The sequence below is a fragment of the Paenibacillus peoriae genome (assembly GCF_022531965.1).
Lineage (GTDB): Bacteria > Bacillota > Bacilli > Paenibacillales > Paenibacillaceae > Paenibacillus > Paenibacillus polymyxa_D.
In genome coordinates this window covers 70,946-87,825 of the sequence record NZ_CP092831.1, presented here as the reverse complement: position 1 = coordinate 87,825, position 16,880 = coordinate 70,946, and the positions used below count along the sequence as shown (strand labels likewise).

17 protein-coding genes are annotated in these 16,880 nt (G+C 46.4%); all 17 read right to left on the bottom strand.

The window, feature by feature from the left end:
• Nucleotides 1–18: 18 nt before the first annotated feature.
• On the bottom strand, nucleotides 19–411 hold the full coding sequence (locus MLD56_RS00405) for a 3-hydroxyacyl-ACP dehydratase FabZ family protein (protein WP_029514647.1): 393 nt from the start codon (nucleotides 409–411) through the stop codon (nucleotides 19–21).
• Nucleotides 412–430: 19 nt separating this feature from the next.
• Nucleotides 431–1,672, bottom strand: a complete 1,242-nt coding sequence (gene fabF / locus MLD56_RS00400) for a beta-ketoacyl-ACP synthase II (protein ID WP_029514646.1) — start codon at nucleotides 1,670–1,672, stop codon at nucleotides 431–433.
• A gap of 23 nt (nucleotides 1,673–1,695) precedes the next feature.
• Complete coding sequence (locus MLD56_RS00395) at nucleotides 1,696–3,396, bottom strand: thiamine pyrophosphate-binding protein (protein ID WP_029514645.1); 1,701 nt, start codon at nucleotides 3,394–3,396, stop codon at nucleotides 1,696–1,698.
• Nucleotides 3,393–4,616 (bottom strand): aldehyde dehydrogenase family protein, encoded by a 1,224-nt coding sequence (locus MLD56_RS00390; protein ID WP_029514644.1) that lies wholly within the window; start codon nucleotides 4,614–4,616, stop codon nucleotides 3,393–3,395. Before MLD56_RS00390 ends, MLD56_RS00395 begins: the two co-directional genes overlap by 4 nt.
• 44 nt (nucleotides 4,617–4,660) lie before the next feature.
• Nucleotides 4,661–6,121 carry a class I adenylate-forming enzyme family protein gene (locus MLD56_RS00385; RefSeq protein WP_029514643.1) on the bottom strand — a complete coding sequence of 487 codons (1,461 nt, stop codon included), beginning with the start codon at nucleotides 6,119–6,121 and terminating at the stop codon, nucleotides 4,661–4,663.
• Nucleotides 6,122–6,133: 12 nt separating this feature from the next.
• Nucleotides 6,134–6,904 (bottom strand): enoyl-ACP reductase FabI, encoded by a 771-nt coding sequence (gene fabI, locus MLD56_RS00380; RefSeq protein ID WP_029514642.1) that lies wholly within the window; start codon nucleotides 6,902–6,904, stop codon nucleotides 6,134–6,136.
• 462 nt (nucleotides 6,905–7,366) lie between these two features.
• Nucleotides 7,367–7,900 (bottom strand): hypothetical protein, encoded by a 534-nt coding sequence (locus tag MLD56_RS00375; protein ID WP_029514641.1) that lies wholly within the window; start codon nucleotides 7,898–7,900, stop codon nucleotides 7,367–7,369.
• Nucleotides 7,901–8,193: 293 nt separating this feature from the next.
• Nucleotides 8,194–9,531 (bottom strand): TrkH family potassium uptake protein, encoded by a 1,338-nt coding sequence (locus MLD56_RS00370; protein ID WP_029514640.1) that lies wholly within the window; start codon nucleotides 9,529–9,531, stop codon nucleotides 8,194–8,196.
• Between the two features lie 85 nt (nucleotides 9,532–9,616).
• The gene (gene lysS / locus MLD56_RS00365; protein ID WP_029514639.1) at nucleotides 9,617–11,143 is read right to left on the bottom strand and encodes a lysine--tRNA ligase; all 1,527 of its coding nucleotides are present in this window, start codon (nucleotides 11,141–11,143) and stop codon (nucleotides 9,617–9,619) included.
• Between the two features lie 110 nt (nucleotides 11,144–11,253).
• Complete coding sequence (gene greA, locus MLD56_RS00360) at nucleotides 11,254–11,730, bottom strand: transcription elongation factor GreA (RefSeq protein WP_013308160.1); 477 nt, start codon at nucleotides 11,728–11,730, stop codon at nucleotides 11,254–11,256.
• Nucleotides 11,731–11,944: 214 nt separating this feature from the next.
• Complete coding sequence (gene dusB / locus MLD56_RS00355) at nucleotides 11,945–12,973, bottom strand: tRNA dihydrouridine synthase DusB (protein ID WP_029514638.1); 1,029 nt, start codon at nucleotides 12,971–12,973, stop codon at nucleotides 11,945–11,947.
• 44 nt (nucleotides 12,974–13,017) lie between these two features.
• A complete protein-coding gene (locus MLD56_RS00350; RefSeq protein WP_176715713.1) occupies nucleotides 13,018–13,218 on the bottom strand; it encodes a helix-turn-helix domain-containing protein in 201 nt (66 codons plus the stop codon).
• Complete coding sequence (gene folK, locus MLD56_RS00345; RefSeq protein WP_029514636.1) at nucleotides 13,170–13,718, bottom strand: 2-amino-4-hydroxy-6-hydroxymethyldihydropteridine diphosphokinase; 549 nt, start codon at nucleotides 13,716–13,718, stop codon at nucleotides 13,170–13,172. The genes MLD56_RS00350 and folK overlap by 49 nt, the downstream gene beginning before the upstream one ends.
• A gap of 9 nt (nucleotides 13,719–13,727) precedes the next feature.
• Entirely contained in the window at nucleotides 13,728–14,090 is a 363-nt protein-coding gene (folB, locus tag MLD56_RS00340; protein WP_029514635.1) for a dihydroneopterin aldolase, read from the bottom strand.
• Nucleotides 14,091–14,539: 449 nt separating this feature from the next.
• Nucleotides 14,540–15,406, bottom strand: a complete 867-nt coding sequence (gene folP, locus MLD56_RS00335) for a dihydropteroate synthase (protein ID WP_029514634.1) — start codon at nucleotides 15,404–15,406, stop codon at nucleotides 14,540–14,542.
• Nucleotides 15,403–16,299, bottom strand: coding sequence for an aminotransferase class IV (locus MLD56_RS00330; RefSeq protein WP_029514633.1), 897 nt, complete (start codon nucleotides 16,297–16,299; stop codon nucleotides 15,403–15,405). The genes folP and MLD56_RS00330 overlap by 4 nt, the downstream gene beginning before the upstream one ends.
• 3 nt (nucleotides 16,300–16,302) lie before the next feature.
• The gene (pabA, locus tag MLD56_RS00325) at nucleotides 16,303–16,878 is read right to left on the bottom strand and encodes an aminodeoxychorismate/anthranilate synthase component II (RefSeq protein WP_029514632.1); all 576 of its coding nucleotides are present in this window, start codon (nucleotides 16,876–16,878) and stop codon (nucleotides 16,303–16,305) included.
• Nucleotides 16,879–16,880: the final 2 nt, after the last annotated feature.

Here is a 16,880-nt window from a genome sequence, read left to right as displayed (position 1 = left end):
ACGTGCGCTTCCACACCGTCATTGATCCAGTGAAACAATTTCTTCCGCCTCAACTACCAATCGATCCCCTACGGAAGCACGACCGCTTCCCAGAATATAGCCCCGTCGACGCTTGATCACTTCAAAGTAGAGATCAATTCGGTCCCCAGGCTTCGCCAAGCTATGGAACCGAATCCCATTGAGATTGGTCAGGTATGAAATCCCTTTTTTATCAACCGCCACGAATGCCGCCAATTGTGCAAGCGACTCCACAATCAACATAGGAGGCATGTATGGATTACTGTCTGTAATGAACCACTCACTCCAGGTGACAAGCTTGTATCCCTTCGCCCATTGCGACGTTTCGTACCCGGTCACGCCATCCAACAGAAGAAAAGGGTACCGGTGAGGAAGCACATCCGGGATATGGATTAGCTCTTCGCTCACAGGCTTATTCCCCTTCCCACTTGCGAACAGCAAGGCAGACGTTGTGCCCTCCGAAACCAAATGAATTGCTAATCGCTACGCGGACCTCGCGTTCCTGATATACATGCGGCACAAAGTTCAATTCAGGAGCTTCCGGATTGTCACAATTGAGTGTCGGTGGTATTTTGCTGTGAATCATGCTCTGCACAGTCGCAATTAATTCGACTGCCCCTGCACCGCCCATTAAATGGCCAGTCATGGATTTAATAGACGATATCGCCAAACGGGGGGCATGCTCCCCGAACACTTTTTGAATAGCATTAATCTCCATACGATCATTAAATGGCGTACTCGTACCGTGGGCATTGACATAGTCGATTTCCTGCGGTGTTAAGCCGCCATCCTGCAGTGCGATGTTGATCGCTTCTGCCGGGCCGGAGCCAGAGGGATCTGGAGCCGTGATATGATACGCATCCGTTGTGCATCCGTAACCCACAACTTCGGCCAGAATGGTGGCTCCGCGGTTCAAAGCATACTCCAACTCCTCCAGCACCAAGACTCCTGCTCCTCCACCGATGACGAATCCATCACGATCCACATCAAACGGACGACTAGCCTTCTGCGGCTCTTCATTACGTCTGGAGAGAGCATGAATATTCGCAAATGATGCCAGATCAAGCTGACTAAAATTGGCTTCTGCTCCACCGGCAACCACGACATCAGCCGTGCCGTACTGGATCGTACGTAATGCCTCACCGATGGCATTGCTTCCTGTAGCACAAGCTGTAACCACAGCAAACGAAGGCCCCTTGGCCCCAATAGCAATGGAGATTTCACCAGGTGCTGAATTAATCATCATCGAGGAAACAAAATAAGGAGAAACTCTTTTGGGACCAAGCTTTGTTAATTTCCCATAGTTCTCCTCTATAACGTCGAGGCCGCCTGCTCCAGAGCCGACAATAACCCCCACGCGACTTGCATTCCGCTCATCAATCACTAATTTGGATTGCTCCACCGCCTGCCGGGCAGCCGCCAAAGCAAACTGAGTGAACTGTGCGACTTTATTAGCTTCCTTCTTACTCATATATTGCAATGGGTCAAAGCCCTTAACCTGTGCACCGATCTTTGTCGGAATGTCCGCTGTATCGAAAACAGTGACCGGTCCAATTCCGCTTTTTCCTTCCAACAGTGAATTCCAGAAATCCGTAAGATTAAGCCCGACCGGCGTTACGACTCCCTGTCCAGTCACTACAACACGTCTTCTCACTGTATCCACGTCCTTCGTTGAAATTAATTCTTGGAAGCCTGTTGCTCGTAGAGAGGAAAGTCGCCATACACATGGCTGATTTTTTCATGCACATCCGCAAGATCAGCATATACCTCGACGACCACAAGCTTGTTCTCCTGATACTTTTGCCAAGCAAGCTGAAGCTGCTCCCGTGCCTCTCCCTTACTCCGAATTGCGAGGCTCTCTACAAACTCATACTGGGGAATTTGAATTCCTGTCTTGGCCGCCTCAGAAACAAACGGGAGGGACTGCCCTGTGAGATGCTTATAATTCATCTGATTCTGCAACCAACCATAGCCACCATTATTGAGTACGATATAGATTAACGGTATTTGATACTCCACCGCCGTCATAAAATCCGAAGAGAAGAGATTGAACGCACCGTCACCTACAAGTGCCACTACTGGACGTTGCGTTGCCACACTTGCTCCCAGAGCAGCAGCCGCACCGAATCCAAGACTCGTTTGATCACTAGGAACAATCGAAAGAGAGCCTTGGGCAAAGCGGAAATATGGATAAAAATAGGACCACATATCCTGCAATCCATTTTCTTGAAGAAGCACTAGATTTTCAGGAAACTCCGTCTGAATGATTTCCAACAGCTCAGGAACGTGGATCCCAGGAGCTTTTTTCAATTCCTCCAGATAGATAGCCCTTTGAGAAAAAGCCTTCTCTTTACAGCTCCTAATCGTTTCAAGCCACACTCCATCAGGCTTCTGCCCTAGCCGATCATGCCATTGCTCCACTGCTGCATATCCATCACCAAGCACTTTGATACCCCTGTATTCGTGTGCAAAATCCTCCAGATTTACATTGACTTGAATCAAAGGTGTATCCTGTAGCAGAATATCCCACTCGAACGTAGCCGTTTCTTCCAAGCGGCTGCCCAGTGTGATCACCACATCAGATTCCTTCCAGATTTGTCTTAGACTGAGATCCGTATAGAGTCCGGCAACACCGCAGAAAAGTTCGTGTTCTTCATCCACTACACCCCGTCCCGAGGCAGTTGCGAACAAGGCCGCTCCATGTTGGTGAGCGAACCGCTCAATCACATCACCTGTACCTGACTTCATTCCCCCTCCGACTAGAATGAGCGGCCTGCGCGCCGTCTTTATAATCGCCCAAGCCGCATCCAACTCCCGCAGAGACGGAGAACACGAAAGCTTCTCGGGCGGGGTAAACTGAAGTCCTGTTGGCACAGGCTGGTCCATCAGGTTTTCAGGGAGTTCGATATAGACAGGACCCGGCGCTCCATTGATGGCCAAAAAGGCAGCCCGCTCCATCGCCCATACAAGCCGATCTACATGCTCGACACGATAAGCCCATTTTACAAGCGGCTTCACAAGTGAGATTTGATCGGCTTCCTGAAAGGATCGGGTACCCAGCTTATCTCCTCCGGTACCAAGCGCCAGAAGCAGGAGCGGAGCGCCCAGGTTCTTGGCTTCCAGCAGCCCTGTAAGTGTATTACTGAGCGCAGGCCCTTTACCCACAACACATACGGACATCTGGTTGGTGGTGAGCGCATAACCTGCTGCCATGAACACAGCATTACGTTGATCTTTGCACAGAATAAAATCCATACCGGATGAGGGGAGTGACGATACGATTTTGAGATCATCACTTGGTAATCCAAAGAGATGCTGGACCCCAGCCGATTTTAAGTAGCCAATGATGGCATCCCAGGGAAAAAAGCTCGCAGTCATACCAAACTCCTCTTTTCCGACAAATATTCTGCGACAATTTCTGAAATCAAGATCGGCTTCGAAATGAGCTTGAAATCGTAAAAAATATAGTTCGACATCGTGCCGTAGCCACCAAAAGGCTTATTGCCTTGATCCACATCCTCAAGCGTCTGATTAATGGTCAATGTGTGCTTCTTTCGTAGAACGTCAGTCAGGTGCTCCGATCCGTATAAGCTGCAACCCATTGCACGTTCACTGAAATAACTGGAGGAGATACGCTTGATCAGTTGCTCGTCGTTTTGGTAGCTAACTACATTGAAGACTGGCGAAAAATACTCAATAATCTCCAGATTCTGATCCAATTCACTATATACAACCGTTGGCTCCATTTTTTTCGTACGGAAATCAATGCCGCCGCCGTAAATAATAAACTTATCGTTCGTGTTAAAATATTCAGAAACCGAATATAGCGTGTCTTTATAGAATATAGGGGTATAGTTTGCATTCGGATCATCGTTGGCTCCAAACACGAGTTGGTCAAGCTGTTGAATCAGCAGATCCTTGAAATGCTCACTCACATCTTGATGTACCAGAATGATGTCGGGGCCTAGGCAGTCCTGTCCAGAGTTGAACAATCTCATTCGGATCACATCGGTAACCGCCAGCTCCAGATCTGCATCAGGCCCGATGATGAAAGGATTTAGCCCTTGTCCGTAAAAAATGTAGAGCTGATCTTTTCGAATCTGTTTTTTGATCTTCTCCGCATTGGTATAGCTCCCGGTGAACACCACAATATCAGCTGGCATCACGGAATTCTCCATGAACACCTTCTGGCTAACTTTGCGAATATAGATGGGTAATCCATGTACAGCCTGAAGCTTTTCATGCAGCATGTTGACGTACTCATTTACGTGAGAAGAAGGGCGAAAGTCTATATTTTCAACGTACAGGGACGGAATCAAAAGGTATAATGCATAGGAGTATAAAATGACGTTGGAAGGCATGAATACAGCCATAGATCGTTGCCGACTTGGCTGATAGGTCTGCACTTCTTGCAGAGCACCTTGAAGTGTGAGGATCGTGGAGTCAATTTCTGCATTGGCGGCCCGATAGGATGAAAATTGCGTGAGAATATCCATCACTTCCTGCCGATTTTCAATCAAATAATTGAGGCATTTCAGAATAGATTCATGCCTTTCCAAAAACAGTGTGTTTTCTGCCAATTCTGGATTTATATTCATGGCACATTCTCCCTTTCCTATATGCGGTTTTGGTAAATATCTTGCTATACTTTGCGAGAAGCAACTTTTCCCAGGGCAATACGCTCCATCTCCAAACGATCCACTTTTCCATTGCGATTTAAAGGAAAGTGGTCGAGCGGAAGCAAAAGATCGGGAAACATGTATGAAGGGAGCACACGATTTATTTCTTTGCGGAGTACAGACAAGGCTTGCAAGGATTCGCCTTCGATGAAGGCAACAAGTAATGTCCCTTTAGCCTCATCCTCCAAGGTGATCACGCAGGATCGGTAACCTAGAGAACCAATCCGGTCCTCAATATAGACCGGAGATACCATATAGCCCATCCGGTTGACCGTCTTGCCGCTGCGTCCAATGACATACAGCATTCCGTCATCCAGATAGCCCAGATCCCCCGTCTTGAACCAACCGTCCTGTAGAACGGATTGCGTCAGGTCTGGACGATTCAGATAACCTTCCATGCATCCAGCACTGCGTATCCACACTTCGCCTACGACACCGTCCGTCTGCTGTTTGCCTGTAGAATCTAGTATTTTCAAATCCACACCAGGTAATGGTAGACCACAACCCTTAGGACACTCTAGCGTCCCTAGCGTAACGTTGCCCAGTTCAGAAAGGCCGTAACCATTCAGCAAGGGCTGTCCAAATATGTTGTTAAATTTCTCTTCAAGGTCTTGGGTAAGTGGAGAACCGCCTACGCACCACATGCGCACCGGGGCTTCCTTGACCATTTCCAGTTGTTCGGGTTTTCGGTTTAGCATACGCAACAAGGTGTAAAAAGCAGAGGGGTTAGCATCTACGACCGTCGCCCGGTCTTTCGTAATACTTGCAATGACGCTCCAGAGGTTTTTGGGATTGCAGATGATGAGAGAACATGAGGTTAACCACCAGGAGAAGATAAGTGAGATTCCATAAAAATGAGAGAATGGCACAACGGGGAGCATATGGTCAGACGGTAGGTAGTTCATGGCGTGTATAGAATGCCTGATATTCTCCATAAAAGCTGAACCAGCTTTCACGATTCCCTTGGGTTTTCCCGTCGTACCTGAAGAATACAGAATGAGCGCATCTGGCCTCTCGCACCACTTGTTAAAGTCGAGGGCTTCGAGCTTTGGCTCTCCCACCCAATCCGGATGTGCTGTTTCTTCTTGAATCAAATCTTGAATCAGAATAACGAGAGCATGAGGAAGTTCTAAATCGGAATCCGTAAGGATACAACAGGCACCTGCTTCATCATAAATTTGGGCCACCTCATCGAGCACAGTCTGCTCGTCCACCACAGTCACCGAAACAGCGATATTGCACAGGGAGAACAGAGACACAACAAACCAATAAGAATTGGCCGCTTTCAGAATCACTCTACCGTCTTCGGGAATGCCTCTGAGAGTCAACATCCGGGAGAAGATCGTAACGTCTCGCTCCAGACGCTCCCTGGTCATAATTCCTTCAGATGAGATAATCCGGCAATCCGTATGCGTAATAAGCACAACGTTCCCTCCTTACATCCCCGTAATATGGTATCCAGCATCTACATGGATAACTTCACCCGTAATGCCTCTCGATAAATGGGAAAATAGGAATAACGCCGTATCTCCGACTTCAGACGTATCAACCGTCTTGCGTAAGGGCGTAGTTTCTTCAATATGTTTGAGCATTGTGTTAAAATCCTTAATGCCATAGGCAGCCAAAGTCCGTATCGGACCAGCGGAAATCGCATTTACACGAATGCCATATGTGCCCAGATCATTCGACAGATAGCGCATGCTGGCTTCCAGTGAAGCCTTCGCCACACCCATAACATTGTAATTTTTGATCGCTCGTTCTGCGCCAATATACGTCATGGTGACGATACTCCCACCCTCTGTCATCAGTGGGTACACTCGACGGGATACAGCAGCCAAGGAATAGGCGCTGATTTCTTGTGCAACGGCGAATCCCTCGCGAGAAGTGTCAACGAACAAGCCATCCAAATCCTCAGCCTTAGCATAGGCGACACTGTGAAAATAACCATGCAACACGCCTACTTTTTCTTTTAGAAAATCCGCCAATGCATCAAGCTCTTCATTGCTTTGTACATCGCAAGGACAGACCAGTGCTCCCGGAATGGTTTCAGCAAGCTTTAGTACCCGCTCTGCAACCCTCTCATTTTCGTAAGTAAAAATGAGTTGTGCCCCTTCAGCAGCTAAAGATTGAGCTGTCCCCCAAGCAATACTCCTGTTATTAGCCACGCCCATAATCAAAATGTTCTTACCGCTCAGTAGTACTGCCACAGAAACCACCTTTCTTTTTTTACATTATTAAACAAAATAACAACTTAATTACATATGTCTACATTTATAGACATATGTAATCTTTCCTGGAATATTATCGCGTTAATTGCCAAACTTAGATAGGCGACGTTTTAGGCAAATCACAAAATTTATTTTAAAATTTGTGTAACACATCATGTATGCTGTCTGTCATCTCACAAAAAATAATTGTGTTGCTTCTGTTGGTCTGTGTTCAAATCGAAAGGGATACATGTGTGTGAAAAAAGATAGCGAGGCGAAAATAAGGTGACTGTCAAAGTAAGTTAAACATAAAATCCGCATATTTTTGTAAATATTTACATTCCGATGACAGACTCACCCCACTACCGGAAGTAACCACTTCATTTTCACCAACAATGACTCTCCCGATTTGAACATCCTGAGTGACCAGCCAGATATCATCTAAGTGTAAAACCTTAACCTTTATAGACTACGCTTTTGTTTTTTGGGAGCTAAAGTATAGCTAAAGGAGACAACAAAGTCGATTACCAGAACGATCGCCCATGTTTGCATAATGCCCTCCAAAGACGCCGTACGCTGAGGATCATCAACATACACAATGATGGCGAGCAACAAAGCATTACCTATAGCCCAACCCAAAAGGTGAAGCAACCAACCTATCCGTTCCTCTTTTGCATGAGCAGCACCATACTTGCGTTCAGGCTTGGGTCCCTTACCAAACCAATGGGAGAACCGTACATCCGCCCACTTAATTAACCTATGACCAAATGCTACTGTAATACCAAAATAACAGGCCGCCAAGCCAGTAGCAGTCGTAATCTCCATGCCACTTTTCACCGTGATGAACACCGCAATTAGTAACAGGATATCAATAATTGGGGTAAAGACTAAAAGAAGCCCACCTAATTTCTTCAACCCAAACATATACCTTGCGACTAACCCTGCAACAACAAAAACCCAAAACAAAACCTCAGCACTAATAATAAATAAATACATAATGGACGATTCCTTTCAAATTAGAAATTGGTATTCACCTCAACTATCCCCCTTTCATGCCCACTATCATACAATATTATACATAATATTCCTAGTATTTTGTCTATAATTACATAAAAGGAAACAAATAGCCGTTTTTTCTATGAAAAACAGTATCTGTTCAAACTATTTCGTCTCGTTCTCAAAATGGGCATTTTACATCATATGCTACCCATAAAGAATGATGATGATCTGAAATGAAAAAAAGATGTACCTATGCTAATCAGCACGGGTACATCTTTTTTACAGATACACTATCCAATTACGATATGCCCTTCGGGACGACGGTACAATGTCTTGGTTGAGCGTGGACGAATGGCATAGGCAATCGTAAGAGGACCAATTCGACCAATAAACATAGTCACACAAATAATCAGCTTGCCTGCGTCAGACAACCCTGGCGTCACTCCTACGGACAACCCTACCGTTCCAATTGCGGAAGCAGCCTCAAATGCCAGGGAGAGAAATGGGGCATCCTCTGTCATTAAGAGCAGTATAACCACAATCGAGAATATAAATAGGGCTAGTACAATAATGGTCAGCGCCCGCATCATGATATCTTTGGGGACCCTATGACGGAAAAACACGATTTCCTTCTGTCCTCGCATGACGGCGATTAGCGCACCTACCATAAGCAGAAACGTAGTCGTTTTGATTCCTCCTCCAGTTGAGCCTGGAGAAGCACCGATAATCATCAGCAACATAATAAAAAACTGACTTGCCTGCCTTAACCCGCTGATATCGACTGTGCTCGTACCCGATGATCTCGTGGAGACCGATTGAAAGACAGCTCCATATACTTTGCCTTCCCAGTTCAGTGCACCCAAGGTTCGTGCATTGGTAAACTCAAAAATAAATAAAACCAGCGCACCAATCACAATGAGCACTCCCGACACGCTTAGCACCATTTTGGAGTGTAGAGACAGTCTCCGGGTACGGCGAAAATCGAACAGATCGCTAAGCACCAGGAAACCCAAGCCTCCTGATATAACGAGCACAGATGCAATCATATTGAAAACAAAATCTCCAGCGTATTGTTGGAAGCTAGTCCCGAACAGATCGAATCCCCCGTTATTAAAGAGGGATACGGAATGGAATATTCCATAATATATCGCTTGTCCGACAGGCATTTCTCGCATCCACCGCAAAGCCAAGACAACGGCAGCTATCGCCTCAATGGTAAAAGAAAAGATCAGCACCTTGCGAATAATACGCACGATCCCTTCCATGCTATCGGCATTAATAGCCTCCTTAAGCAGCAACCGATCCTTCAGCGATAATCGCCGCCCCAATAACAGCGCAAACAAGGTCGCTAAGGTCATAAACCCCAGCCCGCCTAGCTGCATCAGCACCAAAATGACGGTTTCGCCAAACATCGTATACGTTGAATCGACGTCAACGACGACCAGTCCTGTGACACAAGCGGCTGAGACGGACGTAAAAAGCGAATCAATCCAATGCGGAGCATGACCACTATGATTGGCAACAGGAAGCATCAGTAGCAAAGTACCCAATGCAATAATCAATAAATATCCAATGACCAATATAAAAGGAGGCGATGCGAACCGACTAAGCTTGACGCTGCGTTTCATTAGAGTATTCTCTCCATCCGTTCTTATGAAAAAGAGGAACAAGACACGGGAAACCCGGCTGATCCTCTATATTCATAATGTTATGTTATTCTACTGTACGGTTACGCATATGCGGGAAAAGCAGCACATCGCGAATGGAAGGCGCATCTGTCAGCAACATGACCAAACGATCGATGCCGATGCCCAATCCGCCTGTTGGCGGCATACCGTATTCCAAGGCGCGGATAAAGTCATCATCCATTTCATGAGCCTCATCGTTACCGTGCTCACGTTCCAGCAATTGAGCTTCAAAACGTTGGCGCTGGTCGATTGGATCATTCAGCTCAGTAAACGCATTCGCATGCTCACGAGCGACCACGAACAGCTCGAAGCGATCCGTAAACCGCGGATCTTGTTCGTTTTTCTTGGCCAACGGCGAGATTTCAACCGGATGTCCAGTAATAAAGGTCGGCTGAATGAGCGTTTCTTCTACGAACTGCTCAAAGAATGCATTCAGGATATGGCCAAAGGTCATGTGTGGTTCGACCGGAACTTTGTGCTCTTTCGCAAGACGATGAGCTTCTTCATTACTCATCTGCACGCTAAAGTCTACGCCTGTTACTTCTTTAACAGCATCAACCATGGAGACTCTGCGCCATTGCGGCGTCAGATCCACTTCCTGGCCTTGATATTGAATGTGCTGTGTGCCCAGTACTTCTTGCGCAATATGTGCAACCATGTTTTCCGTCAATTGCATGATATCTTTATAATCAGCATACGCTTCATACAGCTCAATCATCGTAAACTCAGGGTTATGGCGGGTCGAAATACCTTCATTACGGTAAACACGACCGATCTCATATACCTTCTCCATTCCGCCGACAATTAGTCGTTTCAAATGGAGCTCAATAGCAATACGCATATAAAGCTGCATGTCCAATGCATTATGGTGCGTAACAAATGGCTTCGCCGCCGCTCCGCCAGCAATGGAATGTAATGTTGGGGTTTCAACTTCCAAATAGCCGAGCGAATCGAGATAACGACGCATGGATTGAATAATACGGGACCGTGTAATGAACGTTTTTTGTACTTCAGGGTTCATAACCAGATCGACATAGCGCTGACGGTAACGCAATTCAACATCTTTCAGACCATGATATTTCTCTGGTAATGGATACAAGGATTTGGACAAGACCTCAATATCCAGCACTTTGATTGTCGTTTCGCCTGTTTTGGTCTTAAAGAGCACACCCTTAACACCAACAATATCGCCCAGATCCAAAATGCCAAATGCTTTATATTTGGATTCAGGTACTGTGTCTTGACGAACATAAATTTGAATACGTCCGCTAAGATCCTGTATATGAGCAAAGCTGGCTTTTCCCATAACACGTTTAGCCATAATGCGGCCTGCTATGCTAACTTCAATATTCTTTTCTTCCAGTTCTTCCTTAGTCAAACTGTCATACTTGCTCAGTAGTACGCCCGCTTCAGCCGTGCGTATGTATTTGCGTCCAAAAGGATCAATGCCCAATGAGCGAAGCTCGTCCAATTTGGCACGACGAATTTGCAATAATTCACTTAATTCCTCGCGGTTTTCTTGTGTTTCCTGGTTAGTAGTTTCATCCGACATGGTGCTAAATCAGCTCCTTCAATATGAATAGACGGGCCGGGGTCCGTCCGGGTGTAGAGAAAAAAAGCTTCCACAAGGAAGCTTTTACATTAAATTCCAAAGTCCGTGTCTTATTTCTTGATATCCACGATTTTATATTGAATAACGCCTGCTGGAACGGTGACATCCACAACAGTTCCCTTTTTCTTACCGAGAATTGCCTTGCCAACCGGACTTTCATTCGAAATCTTGTTCTGTAGCGGGTCAGATTCGGCAGAACCTACGATAGCATACTCTGTAATATCTCCGAATTCCAAATCTTCAACAGTCACAGTTGCGCCTACTCCCACAACATCGGTGTCAATTTCATCACTATTGATAATGCGGGCATTGCGTAGCATCTTTTCCAACGTAATTACACGGCCTTCAATAAAGGCCTGCTCATTCTTCGCATCCTCATATTCGGAGTTTTCACTAATATCTCCGTATCCGATGGCTACCTTAATCCGTTCAGCCACTTCGCGGCGTTTGACAGACTTTAAGTTCTCAAGCTCATCTTCGAGCTTCCTAAGACCTTCCTGTGTCAGAATGACTTCTTTATCGCTCATCTTAACCGATTCTCCTGTCATGGGAAAAGTTTAAAAGTGCATCGGAATGCACGCTTTCAAAACATAATATGCCACTCTGAGGGAATGAGAACATTTCCTGCTGTTGTCTTGAGAGCTGCACACAATTTGTAGCATACATCAAGATTTTATACTGAACGATTATAGGGCAAGCAATTAGAAAAGTCAATCGCGTGCGCAGGCCGGAACAGCTTCCTTATTGCGCAACAGCAGCAGGAGATGCAGCGCTTGTAGAAGGCTCATCGTTTTCTACCATGTGCAATTGAGATACAAATTGATCCAAAATACGTACCATATCGTCGCGCTTTGTTTCTTCCATAATGGCATCCTTAATACGTGCTGAACCTTTAAGCCCCTTGAGGTACCAAGCCAGATGCTTGCGCATTTCACGGACAGCTACTGCTTCACCCTTCAATGCAACCAGACGATCCATATGCAGAATGGCAATACGAATTTTTTCTTCCGGTGAAGGATCGGGCAACAGCTCACCTGATTGCAAGTACTCAATCGTACGGTAAAGCATCCACGGATTTCCCAGAGCACCGCGTCCGATCATAACGCCATCACAATTGGTCAAATCCAGCATACGGCGAGCATCTTCCGGTGATGCCACATCGCCATTTCCAATTACAGGAATGGTAACTGCTTCTTTAACTTCTTTTATAATATCCCAATTCGCATGTCCCGTATACAGTTGCTCCCGTGTACGGCCATGTACACTAACGGCCTGTCCTCCGGCACGTTCAACAGCGCGAGCGTTCTCTACGGCATAAATATGCTCACTATCCCAACCAATACGCATTTTCACAGTAACCGGCTTGTTTACTGATTCCACTACCGCCGATACCATTTCATAAATCTTGTTTGGATCGAGCAGCCAACGAGCACCTGCATCACATTTGGTCACTTTGGGAACCGGGCAACCCATATTGATATCAATAATATCTGCATTCGTTTCCTGATCTACGACCTTCGCTGCTTCCACCAAAGATTCGCGGTCTCCCCCGAAAATTTGCAAGCTAAGTGGCTTCTCACGCTCATCTACAAACAGCATCTCGCGTGTACGCTTGTTGCCGTGAATGATCGCTTTATCACTAACCATTTCTGCACATACCAGACCTGTACCGAATTCCTTGGCGATCAGGCGAAAAGCAGGGTTGCACACGCCTGCCATCGGAGCCAGAACGACTTGGTTTTTCATTTCAATACCGCCGATTTTCAACATATCTGTTCACCCCTTTATTCTTTCTTTTGTATCATTATTTATCGTCATTCCGTCAGTTCCCGGACTTCAATTCCTAGCGTTTGGGCGATAATGTTCAGCATGTCTAAGTCTATTGTACGATTGCCTCGCTCCACAGCACCTAATACAGTCAAAGATATACCGGTACGCTCTGCCAACTCCTGCTGTGTGAACCCTTTTAGTTTCCGAAAGGCGCGGAGTCGTTGCGCCAGCTGCATGTTTTCCAAAGCTGTATGCCGTCCTTTCCATCCACAGAATTCAATGCAGTATGCACGATACTGTACAGACCGGACGGATCTTGGTTCGGAACGATGTCAGCCAAGGGAACCAGCACAAAAGCACGCTCCAACATGCGAGGGTGAGGAAGCTCCAAATCCGGTGTAGCCAGTTGTGCCGCTCCCATCCATAACAAGTCCAGATCAATGGTTCGTGGACCATTAGGAATATGTCTTACTCTCCCCAGACGACTCTCCACCTCCAGCATATATACCAGAAGCTCCTCTGGAGCAAGTGTTGTAGATAGGGCTACCGTCATGTTCAAAAAAGAAGGTTGATCCAGATACCCAACAGGCTCTGTTTCGTACAGGCTGGAGCACCGTATTACCCGGATACCCGGATGTTCGTCCAGCGCCGTAATGGCTTCATACAGGGTATGCTCGCGCTCCCCCAAATTAGCCCCTAAAGCAATATAAGCCTCTGATGCCTCAGAGGTCGAATGTGCATTCATGTATCGTTCCTACTTTCTTGCGCGATAAAGCTCAACCGTCACGCCTTGAAAATGAATATCAAATGGCGGATGCGGCTTCGTGACTTTGACAGTCAGTGCATTGACACTAGTATAAGTGTCCAGTAGGGAAGATGCAATACGTTCGCCCAAAGCTTCAATCAATTGGTAAGACTCCTTTTCTACAATATCTTTAACGGTGTAATGCACCTCTGCGTAATTAACCGTTTTGTCCAAAGCATCCTGCTCACCCGCTTCATGCAGATCAAGCTCCAGTTCCAAATCAATATAGTAACGTTGTCCCAGCTTACGTTCCTCTGGAAAAACGCCATGATATCCGTAATATTCCATACGATGCAATTTCATTTTATCCATTGTGGGTAGGCCCCCTGTTATTTATTAGATTTTTCTAAATAAGCTCAACTAAAGGTGTACACGCGGCACCACTACGCGGTCGGATGGTACTTCCCATCGCTGTTGTACCCAGATTTCCTTATATTAGGATAAAATGGTTGGAATCCTGGCACAAAGGCGACCGCTTCGCTTGTACAGCACCATTCCGTCCACTTCGTTTTCGTTCTACTATTTTTTCCGTTCTTCTTACATTAATTTCTCTCTAAAAAATACAGTGACTTTATGGTGCGTTGTAGCGGAATGAAGGATTTGAATCCGGAGAAACGTAGCGCTCGCCTCCAAAGCTTTTCAAGGAAAAGCTACATCGTAAGCATATACTCAACGGGATTCCTACAGTCATATGTTTTACCAATTCAAAAGAATCCCGTTGCAACAGCGATCACAGGATCAAATCATTCATGAAGCGTCTCCTAACCACCATAACTCAGTGCATTTTTAGACCCGTACACCATCGCATCACACATACGTACGGTGCGCTTGATTTGCGCCACATCGTGTACACGCACAATCTGGCACCCTTGAGCAATGCCAAAAGCAACAGTAGCCGCCGTGCCCTCCACCACATCATTCACAGGCAAATCCAGTGCTGTACGAATAAATCTTTTGCGCGACGTAGCCAATAACAGCGGAAAGCCCAGCTGACCCAATCTATCGAGAGAAGTCATGGCATGAATATTTTCATCGTAATCCTTGGCAAAACCGATACCTGGGTCTAAAATGATCTGTTCCTCACGTACCCCCGCATCCAGCGCTAATCGGATACTCTCTTTTAAATCGGACAGCATATCAGAAACCAAATCACTATAGTTATGGTCATGACGATTATGCATCAAAATGACCGGGCAATCGAATTCCGAAGCTACACGTGCCATATCAGGGTCTGCCTTAAACCCCCACACATCATTAATGATATGTGCGCCAGCTTCGAGTGCCTTTCTGGCTACTTCAGCTTTGTAAGTATCTACAGATAATGGAATGTGCGGTGCGATACGATGGATGGCCTGGACGACCGGAATGACCCGAGCCAGCTCCTCTTCCACACCTACTGGATCATGACCGGGACGGGTAGACTCCCCGCCAATGTCAATGATATCAGCTCCATCTTCCACCAGCTTCAATGCATGTAAAACAGCAATCTCCGGGTTATAATGTAATCCTCCATCGGAAAATGAATCCGGGGTCACATTCAGTATACCCATGATCTGTGTGGAATGTCCGAGTGTAAGCTCGGCATCCCCCATTCGGTAACTACGTTGATAAAGGGTCGGTATGTTCACTTGATCCCTGCTTTCTGTCTATAATCGTGCAACAGCAAAGCTGTTATGGACCTGGGCTGCGTCAAGGGAACCGAAAAATGATTCGTTGTTCCTCCCGGCTCCAACAACAAATCCACGGGCCGTATTTCTTGTATAGAGTTGGTCATAAAAATTTCATCAGCCTGTTTCAACTCGTCCCAGCGGTACAGGCCCTGCTCACAAGGAATGTCTCGCAGATGCGCCAGCTCCAAAATGAATTCACGCGTAATGCCTGGCAGAATCCCTGTAGACAAGTCAGGTGTATACAGCGTATTATTCCGCACAAAGAACAGATTGCTGACCATTCCCTCTGCCAGGAAACCATTGGCCGTAAGCATCATTCCTTCAGCCTTATAACGGACAGCTTCGGCATACTGCTGAAGTTCCCGTTTCGCAAGAATATTATTCATATAATGGAGCGACTTCAAGCGAACCTCACCCTCTGGAGTGTTTCTGGGGATTCGCAACAACTGAAGCGCCGATGGGGAAGTCGATTGCCCAATTTGTGTATTGGTAGAGGGCAACGGCTTGGCAAACAAAATATGGTTGGGACGCGTATAGTCACCCGTCGGCAATCCTAGCACCTCTTCACCCGCTGATACGGTGTAGCGGATGTAGGCTTCATCCAACCCATTTGCCACCATCAGATGCTGGATGTGTTTCGTAAGCTGCTCCTCATCAGGTTGAAAAGGAATGCCGAGCATTCGGCAGCCTTCCTGTAGTCGATGCAGATGCCGATCCAGCAAGAATGGGGCGCCCTTGTAGGTGCGGAATGTTTCAAACAAGCCCATTCCGTATAAAAAGCCGTGATCACTTACGTGAACCACGGCTTTTGCGGCTTCCGTGAGGACGCCGTTGACTCCGATATATTTCATGAATCAAACGCCTACCTTGCGTTTTAGGAAATTGCGTAACAGCTGATGCCCGTAATCCGTAATAATGGATTCTGGATGGAACTGAACTCCTTCTACGGCAAATTCTTTATGCCGCAAACCCATAATTTCCCCTTCTGCGGTTTCAGCGGTAATCTCTAGACACTCAGGTAGACTCTCGCGCTCTACCAGCAATGAGTGATACCGGGTTGCTGTGAACGGAGAAGGCAGGCCTTCAAATACTGACGTATTGTGATGAAGAATCGGTGAGGTTTTACCGTGCATGAGTCGTTCAGCCCGGATAACCTTACCGCCAAAAGCCTGTCCGATGGCCTGATGGCCGAGGCAAACGCCAAAAATCGGAATGCGACCTTTAAAATGGCTGATCACATCCAGTGATATCCCCGCCTCATTCGGCGTGCATGGACCCGGCGAGATCAAAATATGCTCTGGTGCCAGCTCTTCTATGCCTTTCACATCAATCTCATCGTTCCGTTTTACGATTACTTCTTCGCCAAGTTCACCCAAATACTGAACAAGATTGTACGTAAACGAATCATAATTATCAATCACCAAAATCATAC